10 protein-coding genes are annotated in these 16,057 nt (G+C 69.7%); 5 read left to right on the forward strand and 5 right to left on the reverse strand.

From position 1 onward, the window contains the following. Position 1: 1 nt before the first annotated feature. Genes JGR64_RS00420 through JGR64_RS00440 form a run of 5 tightly spaced genes read right to left on the reverse strand, consistent with a single transcriptional unit; the run spans position 2 to position 3,091 of the window. The gene (locus JGR64_RS00420) at positions 2 to 295 is read right to left on the reverse strand and encodes an STAS domain-containing protein (protein ID WP_199374447.1); all 294 of its coding nucleotides are present in this window, start codon (positions 293 to 295) and stop codon (positions 2 to 4) included. After that, positions 279 to 947: an ABC transporter substrate-binding protein gene (locus JGR64_RS00425; protein WP_199374449.1), complete on the reverse strand. Its 669-nt coding sequence runs from the start codon at positions 945 to 947 to the stop codon at positions 279 to 281. Before JGR64_RS00425 ends, JGR64_RS00420 begins: the two co-directional genes overlap by 17 nt. Further along, positions 944 to 1,495 carry an outer membrane lipid asymmetry maintenance protein MlaD gene (gene mlaD / locus JGR64_RS00430; protein WP_199374451.1) on the reverse strand — a complete coding sequence of 184 codons (552 nt, stop codon included), beginning with the start codon at positions 1,493 to 1,495 and terminating at the stop codon, positions 944 to 946. The genes JGR64_RS00425 and mlaD overlap by 4 nt, the downstream gene beginning before the upstream one ends. A gap of 31 nt (positions 1,496 to 1,526) precedes the next feature. Further along, positions 1,527 to 2,276: an MlaE family lipid ABC transporter permease subunit gene (locus JGR64_RS00435; protein ID WP_199374453.1), complete on the reverse strand. Its 750-nt coding sequence runs from the start codon at positions 2,274 to 2,276 to the stop codon at positions 1,527 to 1,529. Next, entirely contained in the window at positions 2,276 to 3,091 is an 816-nt protein-coding gene (locus JGR64_RS00440; protein WP_199374455.1) for an ATP-binding cassette domain-containing protein, read from the reverse strand. Before JGR64_RS00440 ends, JGR64_RS00435 begins: the two co-directional genes overlap by 1 nt. 230 nt (positions 3,092 to 3,321) lie before the next feature. Between JGR64_RS00440 and recC the strand changes: the two genes are divergently transcribed. From recC to JGR64_RS00465, 5 genes are all read left to right on the forward strand, one after another. Then, the gene (recC, locus tag JGR64_RS00445) at positions 3,322 to 6,801 is read left to right on the forward strand and encodes an exodeoxyribonuclease V subunit gamma (RefSeq protein WP_199374457.1); all 3,480 of its coding nucleotides are present in this window, start codon (positions 3,322 to 3,324) and stop codon (positions 6,799 to 6,801) included. Next, positions 6,798 to 10,508 carry an exodeoxyribonuclease V subunit beta gene (locus tag JGR64_RS00450; protein WP_199374459.1) on the forward strand — a complete coding sequence of 1,237 codons (3,711 nt, stop codon included), beginning with the start codon at positions 6,798 to 6,800 and terminating at the stop codon, positions 10,506 to 10,508. The genes recC and JGR64_RS00450 overlap by 4 nt, the downstream gene beginning before the upstream one ends. After that, complete coding sequence (gene recD, locus JGR64_RS00455; RefSeq protein WP_199374461.1) at positions 10,505 to 12,403, forward strand: exodeoxyribonuclease V subunit alpha; 1,899 nt, start codon at positions 10,505 to 10,507, stop codon at positions 12,401 to 12,403. Before JGR64_RS00450 ends, recD begins: the two co-directional genes overlap by 4 nt. A gap of 95 nt (positions 12,404 to 12,498) precedes the next feature. After that, entirely contained in the window at positions 12,499 to 14,595 is a 2,097-nt protein-coding gene (locus tag JGR64_RS00460) for a RecQ family ATP-dependent DNA helicase (RefSeq protein WP_199374463.1), read from the forward strand. After that, positions 14,595 to 15,917, forward strand: a complete 1,323-nt coding sequence (locus tag JGR64_RS00465; RefSeq protein WP_199374464.1) for a DNA-processing protein DprA — start codon at positions 14,595 to 14,597, stop codon at positions 15,915 to 15,917. Before JGR64_RS00460 ends, JGR64_RS00465 begins: the two co-directional genes overlap by 1 nt. Positions 15,918 to 16,057: the final 140 nt, after the last annotated feature.

Consider the following 16,057-nt stretch of genomic DNA (forward strand, 5'->3'; position numbering starts at 1 on the left):
GTCAGCGCGCGAACGCGAGCTGGTCATCGAGACGGTACGCGGCGCGCAGCTCGGCCAGGCCGGCGGGCAGGCCGTCGATGGCGATGCCGTCGCCGTCCGCAACGCCCAGCTCGGCCAGCAGCGCCAGACCGGCACTGTCCAGCTTCGAGACCTGGCGTACGTCGAAACGCCGCGCGCCGGAACGCAGCGGTTGTGCCGCCTGCCAGAGCGCGGGCACGTGCGCCCGCAGCAACGCGCCGGTGAACACCAGCGCGTCGCCGTCGCGGCTTACGCCGGCGTCAGTTGGTGCCGGCATCGGCCTGCACGCGGCCGGCGCTCAGGTCGGCGGCCACGTCGCGGATCGACTTGCGGCTGAGCGGGGTGTCGAACTGCTGGCGGAAGGTCTGCACGAACGACACGCCCTCCACCATCACGTCGAACACCTTCCACTTGCCGCCGACGTTGCGCATCAGGTAGTCGACCGGGATCGGTTCGCCGCCCGAGCGCAGCATCTCGCTGGCCACGCGCACGCCGGCACCGCGCGGCAGCGCGGTTTCGGACTTCACGCGCACCCGCAGGCGGGTGTTGAAGTCGAGCAGCGACGAGCCGTAGCGGCGCATCAGGTTCTCGGCCAGCGCGTCGGAGAACACCTTGACGTCGGCATCGGCGGCGCCGCGGCCGTGGCGGCCCAGCACCTGGCGCGCCGCGTATTCGCGGTCGAACATCTGGTCGAACTCGCTGGTGATGAACGCCTGCAGCTTGCCGCGGTCGGCGCTGAACTCGGCGCGGCGCGACTCCAGCGTGGCCAGCACGCGGGTGCTGTTGTCGAGCACCATCTGGCTGGGCGAGCCCTGCGCCGCGGTGGCGGCCGGCTTGGCGGCGGCGGTCTGGGCCTGTGCCGAAAGCGGCGCGGCCACGGCCAGCGCAGCAGCGATGGCGAGGGGAAGCAGGATCTGGCGTGCCGTCATGGGATGGTCTCCGGGGGGGGCGAGGCGGTAACGGGGTCGGGCGTGGTGGTGTCGGGCGTTGCGGCCGCACCGGTCGCGGCATCATCGCCGCCACCGCTGAACATGTACTTGCCGACCATCTGCATCAGGTCGACGGCGGGCTGGGTGTAGACCAGCTCTTCGCCGGGCTTGAGCACTTCCATGTCGCCGCCGGGCTGCATGCCGACGTAGCTTTCGCCGAGCAGGCCGCCGGTGAGGATGCCGGCCGAGGTGTCCACCGGGATCTCGTTGTAGCGGCTGTCGATGTCCATGGTCACGATGGAGTCGAACTTGACCGGATCAAGGGTGATGCCCGACACGCGGCCGATGCTCACGCCGCCGATCTTGACCGCGGCGTTGGGCCGCAGCTGCCCCAGGTTGGTGAAGCGCGCGGTCAGCTCGTAGCTGTCGCGCGACAGCCCGAAGCGGCCGTTGGTGGAGGCGATCGCCAGCACCAGCAGCGACGCCATCGCCAGCAGCAGGAACGCACCGACCGCGAATTCAACGCGGGGACCACGTGAAGTACTCATTGTAAAACCTCGGGAAAGCGGGTGTGCGCGTTCATCGGAACAGCAGCGCGGACAGGACGAAGTTGAACATCAGCACCAGCAACGAGGCGTTGACGACCGCGCGCGTGGTGGCCAGCGATGTGCCTTCGATGGTCGGCTCGGCGTGGAAGCCCACGTAGGCCGCCACCAGTGCGGCCGTGCCGCCGAACACCGCCGACTTCATGAACGCCACCAGGAAATCGTCGCGGAAATCGACCGCATCGCGCAGCGTCTGCCAGAACCCGCCGTTGTCGATGCCCAGCACCTGCACCGCCTCGAACCAGCTCGCGGTGAGCGCCAGGCTCACGAAGAACGCCGTGAGCAGCGGCACCGCGATCACCGCCGCCCAGAAGCGCGGCGCCACCGCCTTGGCGATCGGGTCGATGGCCATCAGCCCCAGCGCCTGGATCTGGTCGGTGGCGCGCATCAGCGCCAGCTCGGCGGCGATCGACGAGCCGGCGCGGCCCACGAACAGCAGCGCGGTGAGCACCGGCGCAAGCTCGCGGTACAGGCCAAGCCCGATCAGCACGCTCACCTGGCTCGACGCGCCGTAGGTCTCCAGCGCGCGGTAGCCCAGCAGCGTCAGCGACAGGCCCACGAACGCGCCGCCCACGGCGATGATCGGCAGGCTGCGCGCACCGATCTTGTAGATCTCGCGCGTCAGCTCGACGAAGAAGTCGGCGGTCGGCTTCGACGCCCGCAGCACCGACAGCGAGAACAGCCCGGCGCGGCCCAGCGAGCGCGTGGCTTCGACAAACGGCATCAGCGCGCCTCCATGGTCTGCGTGGCCCGGGTCTCGACCGCATCGAACGCGATCGGGCCGTCCGGTTCGCCGCGCAGGAACTGCAGCAGCAGCGGGTCGTTGCTGGCCTCGAGCTCGGCCGGCGTGCCGGTGAACACGATGCGGCCGTCGGCGATCACGATCGCCTGGTCGGCGATCGGCAGGGTTTCGTGCACGTGGTGGCTCACGATCACGCTGGTCAGGCCAAGGCTGGCGTTGAGGCGCGCGATCAGGCTCATGATCACGCCCGAGGCGATCGGGTCCAGCCCGGTCAGCGGCTCGTCGTAGACCATCAGCGGCGGGTCGAGTGCCAGCGCACGCGCCAGCGCCACGCGCCGCGCCATGCCGCCGGACAGCTCGCGCGGGTACAGATCCGCGGCGGCGCGCAGGCCCACCGCGTGCAGCTTCATGCGCACCAGGCGGTCGATCACCGGCTTCGGCAGGCGGGTGTGGGTGCGCAGCGGCAGCGCCACGTTCTCGGCGGCGGTGAGGTCGGTGAGCAGGCCGTTGCCCTGCAGCAGCACGCCGATCGACTTGCGCAGCTCCAGCAGCGCGCGCTGTTTGCGCGGCACGGCCTGGCCCAGCACCTCCACCGTGCCCGCGGCCGGCGGCAGCTCGCCGGTGAGCGCGGCCAGCAGCGTCGACTTGCCGCTGCCGGACGGGCCGAGCACGGCGGTGATGCTGCCGCGCTGCACCGCCAGGTCGATGCCGGACAGGATGGTGCGCGCGCCACGGTCCAGCTGCACGCCGGAAAGGCGCACGGCGGTGTCCGGCATGGGCAGTGCGGTGTCGGGCATCGTGTCGTGCAACTCGAAGGGGGCGGCGACGGACAAAATCCGGCGAATGATGTGGCGCAGCGCCTGAATGCGGGCGGAGTGCCGGAATCCGTGGGGGCGGGGATTATCGCGCACTCGCCACCGCCAACGGGCGGCGGGCGTGGAATGCAGCGTATGCGGCTGCGGGCGCGCAGGCTGTCCACGCGGCGCGCGTATCACCGGCTGCGACCGTGCTCCGGCATCATGGCCGCATGACCCAGGGGACCGGCGACTTCCGCCTCTACCACTCCAATGCGCTCGATGTGCTGGCCGGACTGCTGGCCGCCGAGCTGCGCACGCCCGCGCCCGGCCAGGGGCTGCTGGAGCCGGACGTGATCCTGATCCCGCAGGTGGCCATGCGCCGCTGGCTGCAGGCCACGCTGGCCGAGGCGCACGGCGTGGCCGCCAACCTGGAGTTCCTCACGCCGGGCGAGTTCGTGCAGCGCGCGCTGGATGGAAACGTGCCGGGGCGTGGCGACGACCTCGATGCCGCCGCATTGCGCTGGCGCATCCATGCCGCGCTGGCGGATCCGGTGCTGCTGCGCGATCGCGCCCTGCAGCCCATGCGCGCCTATCTCGAAACCGCCCCGGACCCGCTGAAGGCCTGGTCGCTGGCCGGCGAGCTCGCGCAGGCGTTCGAGAAGTACAAGGCCTGGCGCCGCGAATGGCTGCTGGCGTGGGAGGCCGGCGACGCGCCGCGCGATCCGCAGGCGGCGCTGTGGCGGCGGGTGGCGGGCGGCACGGACCACCGCGCGCGCCGCATCGATACCTACCTGCGTGGCTTTGCCGATGGCGGCACGCCGCTGCCGGCCGGCCTGCCCAAGCGCCTGTTCGCCTTCGCCATCCTCAACGTGTCGCCGGACGTGCTGCGCGTCATCGCCAGCCAAGCGCGCGTCGGCACGCTGCATCTGTACGTGCCGTCGCCGAGCCGCGACTACTGGGGCGACCTGCAGCGCGTGCGCGGCGGCGACCCGGATGCAGCCGCCGGCGAAAACCCGCTGCTTCGCGCCTGGGGCGCGGCCGGTCGCGACTTCATGGCGGTGCTGGGCAACTACGAAGTGGTGCACCCGGATGTCGAGATCCGCGGCGATGCCGACCCGGGCGAGGGCGGCGCCGCGCTGCACGGCAGCCTGCTGCGGCGCCTGCAGTCGGACCTGTTCCACCGCCGCCCGTCGCCGCCGCTGGCGCCGGGCGCGGACGATGCGCGCACCCGCCTGCCGGCGCTGCGCCGCGACGACCCCAGCCTGCAGGTGCACGCCTGCCACACCCGCCTGCGCGAGCTGCAGGTGCTGCACGACCAGTTGCGCGCGCTGTTCGAGGACCCGCGCTTCGATCCGCCGCTGGAGCCGCGCGAAGTCGCGGTGCTGGCGCCGGACATCGATCCCTACCTTCCCTACCTCGACGCCGTGTTCGGCGGCCGCGGCCGGGCGGACTCCATTCCCTACGCCGTCGCCGACGCCAGCCCACTGGCTGGCGAGCCGCTGGCCGAAGTGTTCCTGCGCCTGCTGGCGCTGCCGGTGGCGCGCTTCGGCCTGGTGGAAACGCTGGACCTGCTCGCCAGCCCGCCGCTGGCCGAAGCCGCCGCGCTCGATGCCGCCGCGTTCGCGCGCCTGCACGCCTGGCTGCACGCCGCCGGCGCGCGCTGGGGCCTGGATGCGGCGCACCGCGCGCGCCTCGATGCGCCGGCGGATGACGCCTACACCTGGGCCTTCGCGCTCGACCGCCTGCTGCTCGGCCATGCCACCGGCAGCGATGCGCCCATCACCACCGCCAGCGGCCAGGTCATCGCGCCCATGCCGGAGCTGGAAGGCAGCGCGCTGGATGCGCTCGACACCCTGGTGCGGCTGCTGCGCGTGCTCGCCCGCCATGCCCGCACGCTGGATGAAGCACTGCCGCCCGACGACTGGCGCGAGCGCCTGATCCGCCTGCTGGAGGCGCTGCTGCCTAAGCCGCCGTCGGCGCCCGCATCGCGCCGCGCGCTGGATCGCCTGCGCAGCCTGATCGATGCCTTCGCCGCCGATGCCCGCCGCGCCGGCGTGGCCACGCCGGTGCCCGCGGAAGTCGTGCGCGCGCATTTCGCCGCCGCGCTGGGCGAAGCCGATACCCGCGCGCCGCTGCTCACCGGCGGCGTCAGCATCGGCCGCATGGTGCCGATGCGCCTGCTGCCGTTCCGCGCGATCTGCCTGTTGGGCATGGACGACGGCGAGTTCCCGCGCCGCGATCCCGCCGGCGGCCTCGACCGCCTCACCGCCGATCTCGCCAGCGGCCAGCGCCGCCAAGGCGATCGCTCCACGCGCGACGACGACCGCTTCCTGTTCCTGCAGCTGTTCAGCGCCGCGCAGGACGTGTTCTACGTGAGCTACCAGGGCGCCGACCCGCGCGACGGCAGTGCGCGCGAGCCGTCGGTGCTGGTGGCGGACCTGCTGGCCGCCGCCGATGCGCAGCATGCGCCGGAGGCGAAGGCGGGTGCCGCGCTGGTGGTGCGGCACACGCTGCAGCCGTTCGCGCCGGCGGCGTTCGGCAGCAGTGATGAGCCGCGGCGGTTCTCGTACCACGCGCAGTGGTGGCCGGCGGCGGCGCAGCCCGCGCAGCAGCGGGTGCCGTTGCCGGCGTGGTTTGGGGATGACGCGTTGGCGGCGATGGCCGCGAAGGCGGCTGGTGAAGCCGACAGGCGCAGCGCCACGCATTCGGCGCAGGACGGCGACGCACGCGAGCACACGCTGTCGCTCGACGAGCTGCGCCGCTTCCTGCAGGCGCCGGCCGACGTGTTCCTGAAGCAGCGCCTCGGCCTGCGCCTGGCCGAGGTCGAGGCGATCGACGAGGACGTCGAACCGCTGCTGGCGCCGGGCCGTGGTTTTGCGCGCCAGCAGCTGCAGAAGGCAGTGTTCGACGCCGTGCTGCGCGGAGACGACGACGCGTCGACGCACGCCCTGCTGCGTGCTCGCGGCCTGCTGCCGTCCGGACCGTTGGGCCGGCGCACGCTGGATGACGTGCGCGGGCAGGTGGACGCGTATGCGGCTGCCTTCAGCGAGTGGCGCGGCAAGTCCGAGGCCGATGCGCCACGGCTCGAGGTCGCGATCGACGGCGTCACGCTGCACGGCGGTGCCAGCAGCGCCGGCAGCGTGACACTCCACGGCCTCGTCGCCGACGCCTACCCGCACGGCATCGCGCGCGTCCGCTTCGACAAGCCATCAGGCCAGTCGGCGATCCGCAACGGCCTCGACTGGCTGCTGGCGAGCGCCGCGGGCCGCAAGCATCCGCTGGTTGAATTCCACGACGACGACGACCGGGGCATTGGCCCACATCCGCGCCCCTCACTCGATCCCGACGAAGCGCGCGACGTGCTGCGCATGCTCATCGACCTGCGTACCAAAGGCCTGCGCCGGCCGCTGCCATTCGCGCCCTACAGCGGCTGGGAGCTGTACCGCGCCGACAGCCTCGAGCGCGGCCTGGACCTCGCCGCCAAACGCTGGCACGGCAGCGACCGCAGCTGGGGCGAGGGCACCGGCGAGGCGCTGCGGCTCGCGCTGCGCGGCCGCGATCCGTTCAGCGACGAGGCCACGCAGGTCGCGTTCGTGGACCTGGCGATGGCGATCTATTCCGCGGTGGTGGCCGGCAAGGTCTATGCCGGCACCGACCTCGGCGCGCTGCGCGACATCGCCGCCAAGCTCGACCTGGAGGACGCGGAATGAGCGCCGACGGCGACACCAAACACGCGCCCGCCCGCGACCCATACCTCGACCTCGCGCTCGACGGCGTGCACGCCATCGAGGCCTCGGCCGGCACCGGCAAGACCTTCACCCTGGCCACGCTGGTGGTGCGGTTGGTGGTGGAGCGCGGCCTGCGCGTGGGCCAGGTGCTCGCCGTCACCTTCACCGAGGCCGCCACGCAGGAGCTGCGCAGCCGCATCCGCGCGCGCCTGCTGCTGGCCGAGGAGCTGGTTGGTGCCACGCCGGCGGCAAACGCGTCGCCGGAAGCCACGCTTACGCACGCCGTGCTCGACGCCCACCTCGCGCGCGGCACGGAATCCGCCGACGCCCTGCGCCGGCGCCTGCACGCGGCCGCCAACGACATCGACCTCGCGGCCATCTTCACCATCCACGGCTTCTGCGCGCGCGTGCTGCGCGAACACGCGCTGGAAGTCGGCCAGGCCTTCGACGCGCCGGAGCTGCTCACCAGCGACACCGCGCTGTACGAGGCCATCGCCGCCGACCTGTGGCGTTCGCATGGCAGCGAGCGCGACGCCGCCGACGACCTGCTGGCGCTGTGGCCGGGTGGCCCGCAGGCGCTGGCCGCGGATCTCGCGCCGCTGGTGCGCGAGCCGCTGCTGCGCCCGGCGCTGGCCGAGCTGCCGGACGATCCCGCGCCGCGCCTGCACGCAACCGGCGAGGCGCTGGCCGCCGCCTTCCGCGCGCACGGCGACGATTTCCGCGCCGCGCTGGTGTCGGCGGTGGAAGGCAAGATCCTGCACGGCGGCAGCTACAAGCTCGACTGGATCGCCGCGCTGTTCGATTCGCTCCACCACTGGTGCCACGCCGGCGAACGCGGCGCGCCGTTCGAACACGCCAAGCTCCCGCAGCTGCACCGCGACACCCTGCAGCTGCGCACCAGCGTTAAGCACACCGGCCGCACGCCCGATTCGCCGATCTGCGACGCCGTGCCCGGCTACCTCGACGCCCTCACCGCGGTGGCGGAGTGGAAGGACGCGCGCCGCGTCGAACTGCTGCACCGCCTGCGCGATGACGCGCGCCTGCGTGTCGCCCGCGCCAAACAGCAGCAGCGCGTGCAGACCTACGACGACCTGATCGACCGCGTCGCCGACGCCATCGACCCCGCGCACGACGACGGCCGCCAGGCCGAGGCGCTCACCGCCAAGCTGCGTGCGCAATATGCGGTAGCGCTGGTCGACGAGTTCCAGGACACCGACGCCCGCCAGTGGCGCATCTTCGACCACGTGTTCGGCGCCGCCAGCGGTGCGCCCGCGCTGTACGTGATCGGTGACCCCAAGCAGGCGATCTACGGCTTCCGCGGTGGCGATGTCGAGACCTACCTCGCCGCGCGCGCCACCGCCGAAGCGGCGCCGCCGCTCGCGCTCAACTTCCGCTCGCGGCCGTCGGTGCTGCAGGCGGTGTCCGCGCTGTACGCACAGGCGCAGGCCGCAGCCGATGCCGACACGACGACCGATCCGAGCAAGAAAATCCCGCCGCCCTTCATCGACGGCCGCATCGCCTTTAAGCAGGTCGAGCCCGGCGGCGTGCGTACCGATGCCGACTTCCAGCGCCACGGCACCACCGCGCCCGCACTCACCCTGTGGCGCGCGCCGCCGCCCGAGGCCGATGCCAAGGGCAAGCTGAAACCGCACAGCGCCGGCCGTTCGCGCGAGCTCGCAACCCAGGCCTGCGTCGCGGCCATCCACCGCGTGCTGACCGATGCGCGCGACGGCCACGCCAGCATCGAAGGCCGCCCCGTGCAGCCCGGCGACATCGCCGTGCTGGTGCGCTCGCACAACGAGGCCACGCGCATCCGCCACGCGCTGGCGATGGCCGGCATCCCCGCGGTCGCCGCCGGCAAGCAGAGCCTGTTCGCCACGCCCGAGGCGCGCGACCTGCACGCGCTGCTGCTCGCCCTGCTGCACGGCGCCGACGACGGCCGCCTGCGCATGGCGCTGTCCACGGTGCTGGTGGGCCTGGACGCCACCGCGATCGCCGCGCTGGATGACGACGGTGAAGCGCTGCGCGACTGGCAGCTCAAGGCGCTGGCCTGGCGCGACCGCCTGCAGCGCGGCGGCCCGCTCGCGCTCATCAACGACCTGTGCGCCGAACACGCCGGGCGGCTCCTCGGCCTGCTCGACGGCGAGCGCCGCCTCACCAACTACCTGCAACTCGCCGAACTGCTGCAGGACGCGCAGGCGCGCGCGCTCGGCCTGCACGGCCTGGTCGACTGGCTGGCGAACGCCATTGCCGATGCCAATGCCAACGACGAGAGCCAGCTGCTGCGGCTGGAGTCCGACGCCCGGCGCGTGCAGGTGGTCACCCTGCACAAGAGCAAGGGCCTGGAGTACCCGCTGGTGTTCATGCCGTTCGCGGCCATCGGCGCGCCCACGCGCAGCCCCGGGCAGCGCGCCGTGGTGAATGGCAAGGCCGGCCGCGCGCTGCACTGGAAGCTGCTGCGCTCGCAGTCCGGCTGGGACGCGGCCGAAGACGCCTGGCGCCTCGCGCAGCGCGCCGAAGACGCGCGCCTGCTGTACGTCGGCCTGACCCGCGCGCGCCACGCGCTGTGGCTGGCCAGCGGCATGTTCAGCAACCACGACAAGTCGCCGCTGCTGCACATGGTGGCCACGCCCGATGCACTGGCCGCCGCACTCGGCAGCGCGGTCGCCATCGACGCCAGCATTCCACCCGCCAAGCTGCCGTGGCTCGCGGCGGACTCCACCGACAGCGTGCCGCCCGCGCGCATCGCCGCGCGCGCGCTGGCCAGCGACTGGTGGGTCTACAGCTTCACCCAGCTCGCCAACGCCGAAGGCCAGGGCGTTGCGTCGGCCAGCGCCACCCAGCCCGCGCCCGGCGGCCAGGACGAGCCCGCGGCGGATGCGGATGCCGCGCCTGCATCCGGTGCCGACCCAGCCGCAGACAGCGACGCCTTCGACCCGCGCTTCGCCGGCACCCGCTTCGGCGTGGTGCTGCACGACGTGCTGGAACACACCGACTTCGCGCGCTGGGCCGCGTGGACGCCCGGCGCGCCCGCGCCAGGCGCTGACGATGCCGAGCTGATTGCCAAGCGACTGCGCGCCGGCGGCTACCCGGCCGAGGACATCGACGACGGCATCAACGTGCTCACCCCGCTCATCGGCCACACGCTCACCGTGGCCCTGCCCGAAGGCGTGCGCCTGGCCGACGTGCCCGCGGACCGGCGCCGCCCGGAGATCGAGTTCCAGTTCGCGCTCGCGCCCACGCGCGTCGACGCGCTGCTCGCGCTGCTGCACCGCCACGGCCTGCTCACCGCGCGCCAGGGCTTCGGCGCGCGGCGCCGGCTGGAAGGCCTGATGACCGGCCTGATCGACCTCACCTACGTGCACGACGGCCGATGGTACGTGCTCGACTACAAGTCCAACCGCCTGCCCGGCTACGGCCCCGCGCAGCTGGATGAGGCCATGGCGCACAGCGAGTACGACCTGCAGGCGCTGATCTACACGCTGGCGTTGCACCGCTGGCTGCGCTTCCGGCTGGGAGACAAGTACGACTACGCACGCGACTTTGGCGGCGCGCGTTACGTGTTCTGCCGAGGCCTGGATGCCAGCCGCGCGGATGCGCAGGGCGTGCAGGCGTGGCGCTTTGATCCGGAGCTGGTCGATGAACTCGACGCGCTCTTTGCCGGCCACTCCGTGGAGGTTGCGGCATGAGCACGCTCCCGCTCTTTCCTGAGCTCCCGACCGGCGACGCGACAGCCATCACCGCCGATGGAGGCGATGCGCCGCCGCCGCGCGGCACGGGCCTGCTGCAGGAGCTCCGCAAGACCGGCGCACTGCGCACACTCGACCACGCCCTGGCGCAGAGCCTGCGCCGGCTGGATCCGGACACGCCGGACAGCGTGCTCGCGGCGGCGGCACTGGCCTCGCTCGCGGTCGCCTCCGGCCACGCCGGCTTCGACCCCGCGGAGCCGCAGCGCCTGGTCGATGCCGCGATCGACTGGCCCACGCCCGCGGCCTGGACGGCGGCGCTCGCAGCCTCGCACTGGGTCGCCCACCCAGGCGCCGGCGATGCCGAGTCCGCCGCCGACGCCCCGCTCGTGTACGAACACGGCCTCGTCTACCTGCGCCGCTACCGCGAGTACGAGCGCCGCCTGGCCGATGGCCTGCGCCGCATCGGCCGCGCCGTGCCGCACGCAGGCGCGGCCGCAAGCGATGGCGACGGCGCGCACGTCCCCGCACACCTCGCGCCCCTCTTCGCCCAGCTCTTCCCCGAAGCCGCCACCGGCGACGACCTGCAATCCCGCGCCGCCGCCACCGCGCTCCACCACAGCCTGCTGCTGGTCACCGGCGGCCCCGGCACCGGCAAGACCACCACCATCACCCGCATGCTGGTGCTGCTGGCAGCGCAGGCGCTCGCGGCCGGCGCTGCGCCGCCGCGCATCGCCCTGGCCGCGCCCACCGGCCGCGCCGCCGAACGCATGGCCGAGAGCGTGCGCAACGCCGTGCAGGCGCTGCCCGCGCTCGGCGTCCAACCTGCTCTGTGCGCGCAGCTGCCCACCACCGGCACCACGCTGCACCGCCTGCTCGGCACCATCCCCGACAGCCCACGGTTCCGGCACCACGCCGACAACCCGCTGCCGTTCGACGTGGTGGTGGTGGACGAGGCCTCGATGATCGACCTGCCGCTGATGGCCAAGCTGGTCGAAGCCGTGCCCGACGGCGCGCGTCTGGTCCTGCTCGGCGACCCCGACCAGCTGCCCTCGGTGGAAGCGGGCGACGTGCTCGCCGGCATCCTGCGCGCCGCCGAAGCCACCGCGCCCACCGCCAGCTTCCCGGCCCGCCACGTCCACCTCACCCGCGGCTACCGCCAGAGCGCCGCGCTCGACCTCGCGCCGCTGGCCGCCGCCGTGCGCGAAGGCGACACCGCTACCGCGCTGTCGCTGTTGCGCGGCGGCGAGCTGTCCGGCGTGCATCTCCACGAAGGCAATGCGGATCCGCTGCAGTCGCATCGCGAGCATCTGCTGGCGCATTGGACTTCGCTTGCCGATGCCAGCGATCCCGCCGACGCCCTCGCACGCGCCGGCCGCATGCGCATCCTCACTGCCGTGCGCGAAGGCCCGCAGGGCGCGCGCGGACTTAATGCGCGCATCGAGGAGATGCTGGCTGGCACGCGTCGCGGCGCTGGCCCCGCATCAACGACAAGCCGCTACTTCCACGGTCGCCTGCTACTGATCACCGAGAACAGCTACCGCCACCGCCTGTTCAACGGCGACATCGGCATCTGCCTGCGCGACGACAGCGGCACGTTGATGGCGTGGTTCCCGGGCGATGACGCGCATAACCCCCGACCCTTCCATCCCGCCGCGCTGCCGGCGCATGACAGCGCGTTCGCGATGACGGTGCACAAGGCCCAGGGCAGCGAGTTCGACGAGGTGTGGCTGGTGTTGCCCGAGCGCTTCAACCGCGTGCTGTCGCGGGAGCTGGTGTACACGGGGCTGACGCGGGCGCGGCGGGTGTTGCATGTGGTGGGGGGGCCAGACGCCATCGTGGATGCGCTGGCGCGGCATGCGGGCAGGTGGTCGGGCTTGGGGTGGAAGCTTAGATAGGTAGTCGACTCACCACCTTTATCGCACCGATGTGACTAGCAGTTAGATTTTCGAACGCGATGCAGCAATGGAGCTGCGTTCAAATGGGGGCAGGGATGAACAAGGAAGTGGCAGAGCAGCTGTTGCGGAAGTCGTTGGAAGATTGGCAAGCGGTATTCCGGGATGGTCAGTGGGAAGCCATCGATGCAATTGTCAATCGTCGCGAGCGGCTGCTGGTTGTCCAGCGCACGGGCTGGGGCAAGAGCGCGGTGTACTTCGTTAGCACCCGCATCCTGCGCGATCGTGGTCTAGGGCCGACTATCATCATTTCGCCACTCTTGGCATTGATGCGAAACCAGATTGAATCGGCCCGACGATTGGGTATTCGCGCTGCGACCATCAACTCCAGCAATCGACAGGAGTGGGACCGCGTCAAGCAGCAGGTTCTCGCTGGTGCCGTGGACTGTCTGCTGATCTCGCCAGAACGTCTCTCCAATGATGGTTTCGTAGAGGGCGTCCTGCAGCCCATTGCCGGTTCCATTGGCCTCATGGTAGTGGACGAGGCCCACTGCATTTCCGACTGGGGCCATGACTTCCGTCCCGACTATCGGCGGATCGTAAACGTGCTGCGCTTTCTTCCTGCCAACCTGCCTTTTCTGGGTACTACGGCGACCGCCAATGATCGTGTGGTTAGCGATATCCGCGCGCAGTTTGACGGCATCAAGGTGCTGCGCGGCTCATTGGTGCGAGACAGCCTAGGGCTGCAGAGCGTTGTGCTGCCGGATCAGGCGTCAAGGCTTGCTTGGTTGGCGCAGGCGGTGAGACAGGCACCGGGAACCGGCATCGTTTATACGCTGACGACCCGCGACGCCGACCACGTTGCAGCATGGTTGCGCAATAGCAACATCGAAGCGCATGCCTACTATGGCGATGTTTCGCATCCAGACATGCCCGAGAGCGACAGGTACCGGCGGGCCCTTGAAGACGCTCTGCTCGGCAACAAGATCAAGGTCCTGGTAGCAACTAGTGCGCTTGGAATGGGCTACGACAAGCCTGATCTTAGTTTCGTCATTCATTATCAAGCCCCCGGATCAGTTGTGGATTACTACCAGCAGGTCGGACGCGCCGGACGCGCCATCGACTATTCGGTGGGGGTCTTGTTGTCTGGGACGGAAGATGACGAAATCCATGACTTTTTCCGAAGGTCTGCATTCCCGACTCAGGGGCAGGTGACGTACTTGTTGGGCGTTCTCGGACGACACGATGGTTTAAAGGGTCGTGAAATCGAGCAATACAGCAACATGGCGTCGAAGAAGATCGAACAGATTCTGAAATTCCTGAGCGTCGAGAATCCGGCGCCGATCATCAGGATAGACGGACGATGGCATCGGACCCCTGTGTCCTACAGCCTCAACGAGGAGAGGGTTGCGCGCCTCACGGCAATGCGTGAGCAGGAGTGGGCGCAGATGAAGGCCTATATGGGCGAGCGCGGTTGTCTGATGACATTCTTGCGCGCGGCGCTTGATGATCCCGGGAATGAAGATTGCGGAAAGTGCGCCAATTGCCTTGGTCAGCCCTTGCTTGAGGTTGAGATGACTGCGCAGCTGCTGCACGAGGCCGCAACCTTCATCCGCCAAGCTGAGTTCCCTATCAAGCCCAGGAAGCAAGCTGCTGCAGGAGGCTTCCCGGCCTATGCGCTACCGACCAATTTGCCGTCTGATCTGCAGGCGTCCGAGGGGCGGGTGCTCTCACGTTGGCGCGACGGTGGCTTGGGAAATCTTGCTGCAGAGGGCAAGGAGGCCAACCGCTTCGCCAATGATCTTGTGACCGCTATGGCGGAGATGATCCGCCAGAGGTGGAGGCCCGTGCCTGCGCCGGAATGGTTGTGCTGCGTGCCCTCGCTGAATCATCCACAGCTCGTCCCCGATTTTGCGCGGCGTCTGGCAGAGGCGCTCGGCATTCCACTTGTCGACTGTGTGCGCAAGGTGCGGCCGAATGAGCCGCAAAAATATCAGCAAAACCGGTACCATCGATGCCGCAACCTGGACGGCATTTTCGAAGTCGTCGGTCAGGTCCCGGCGGGGCCCGCGCTTCTGGTAGATGACATGATCGACTCGGGCTGGACGTTCACGGTCATTGCCGCCCTGTTGCGGCGTCAGGGGAGCGGGCCGGTGTACCCGGTGGCTCTAGCGGCCACCACAAGCAAATCGTGATGAACGCCAATACTGACGCCATTCTTCTGCTGACTTCCCATTTCTCCAATGGTGGAGGAGTAGGAGACGTGCGGCCCCTGACTCCGTCAGAGTGGGGGCGATTCGCGTTTTGGCTACACGAACGGGGCCGCCGCCCGTCTGATCTGCTGCAAGGCGACCTGGCGAAGTCACTTGCAGAATGGAATGACCAGAGAGTTCCGCTGCTTCGGATCCAAGCGCTCCTTGGGCGTGGGCATGCCTTGGCTTTGGCCGTGGAGAAGTGGAGCCGGGCCGGCATCTGGATCCTCACCCGGTCGGATACCACGTATCCGCGCTTGCTTAAGCATCATCTGAAAGGAAGTGCGCCGGCCATTTTGTACGGCTGCGGCAACCAGGATCTCTTGGGCGCCTCCAGTATTGCGGTGGTGGGGTCGCGGAACGCGAGTGAACAGGATCTGGCTGACGCGCAGGTGTTGGGCAGGCGAATTGCGTCCGCATCGCATGCCGTGGTCTCGGGTGGTGCCAAGGGCGTTGATGAAACCGCGATGCTTGGCGCGCTGGGGCACGGCGGTACGGCCATCGGCATCTTGGCTGACAGTCTGCTGCGGGCGGCAACCTCGCGGAAGTGGCGTGACGGATTGCTTGCGGGTGATCTGGTTCTGGCGTCTCCGTACCATCCCGAAGCGTCGTTCAGCGCTGGCAACGCGATGGGTCGCAATAAGTATGTGTACTGCCTGTCCAGGGCTGCGATCGTCGTTCATTCCGGCAGCAAGGGTGGAACATGGGCGGGGGCCGAAGAAAATCTCAAGAAGGCTTGGGTACCCTTATGGATCAAGCCGACACAGGATCCGGTCGCTGCGAATGCGCTGTTGGTGGGGAAAGGTGCTTCTTGGCTGACTGCAACTTCCGAGTCCCTCGATATTGCTTCTCTATACAGTGCGCCCGACAGGGGTCGGACCCAGGCCGCGGCGGGCACTAACGACATGCGTATCGCCGAGGATCTGGGCGAATTCCCCGCGTTTGTCGACCTCGAGGTGCCGTTGGCTGGAGCGGCAGAACCGACTACTGCGGCAAAAAGTGATGTGGAGCTTGTCGGTTCCGGCGCTGAGTTAGCTCAGGAACCTGATAGAGCGCCGCAGGAACTGACCTTTTACCAATTGTTCCTACTCAAGCTTCATTTACATGATCAAGACTTTACGGCCACGGCGCTGGCGGAATCCCTACAGCTGCCCAAGAAGCTGGTGGATGACTGGTTGTCCAAGGCGGTTGCAGAAGGTGCGGTTGTCCAATCCGGTAAGCGGCCCGCGAAATATCGCCCCGCGTCGATGGATTTAATTAGATAGCCGCTTGAAGCCACCTAATCCTCAGATGACAACCTGCGCATTCTGTGGCCGCTTCATCCTCTTGGCGACCCGCTCAGTACAGCACTGTTGTTTCGCGAGAGGGTGCGCAGACGCGGGCAGAAGGAGGGAAGTAATTGCTG

The organism is Luteimonas sp. MC1572 (genome assembly GCF_016615815.1).
GTDB lineage: Bacteria > Pseudomonadota > Gammaproteobacteria > Xanthomonadales > Xanthomonadaceae > Luteimonas.

Coding starts and splice junctions, on each gene's coding strand:
- recD (WP_199374461.1), top strand. CDS start 10,505: ATGAGCACGCTCCCGCTCTTTCCTGAGCTCCCGACCGGCGACGCGACA.
- JGR64_RS00465 (WP_199374464.1), top strand. CDS start 14,595: ATGAACGCCAATACTGACGCCATTCTTCTGCTGACTTCCCATTTCTCC.
- JGR64_RS00460 (WP_199374463.1), top strand. CDS start 12,499: ATGAACAAGGAAGTGGCAGAGCAGCTGTTGCGGAAGTCGTTGGAAGAT.
- JGR64_RS00425 (WP_199374449.1), bottom strand. CDS start 947: ATGACGGCACGCCAGATCCTGCTTCCCCTCGCCATCGCTGCTGCGCTG.
- JGR64_RS00450 (WP_199374459.1), top strand. CDS start 6,798: ATGAGCGCCGACGGCGACACCAAACACGCGCCCGCCCGCGACCCATAC.
- JGR64_RS00440 (WP_199374455.1), bottom strand. CDS start 3,091: ATGCCCGACACCGCACTGCCCATGCCGGACACCGCCGTGCGCCTTTCC.
- recC (WP_199374457.1), top strand. CDS start 3,322: ATGACCCAGGGGACCGGCGACTTCCGCCTCTACCACTCCAATGCGCTC.
- mlaD (WP_199374451.1), bottom strand. CDS start 1,495: ATGAGTACTTCACGTGGTCCCCGCGTTGAATTCGCGGTCGGTGCGTTC.
- JGR64_RS00420 (WP_199374447.1), bottom strand. CDS start 295: ATGCCGGCACCAACTGACGCCGGCGTAAGCCGCGACGGCGACGCGCTG.
- JGR64_RS00435 (WP_199374453.1), bottom strand. CDS start 2,276: ATGCCGTTTGTCGAAGCCACGCGCTCGCTGGGCCGCGCCGGGCTGTTC.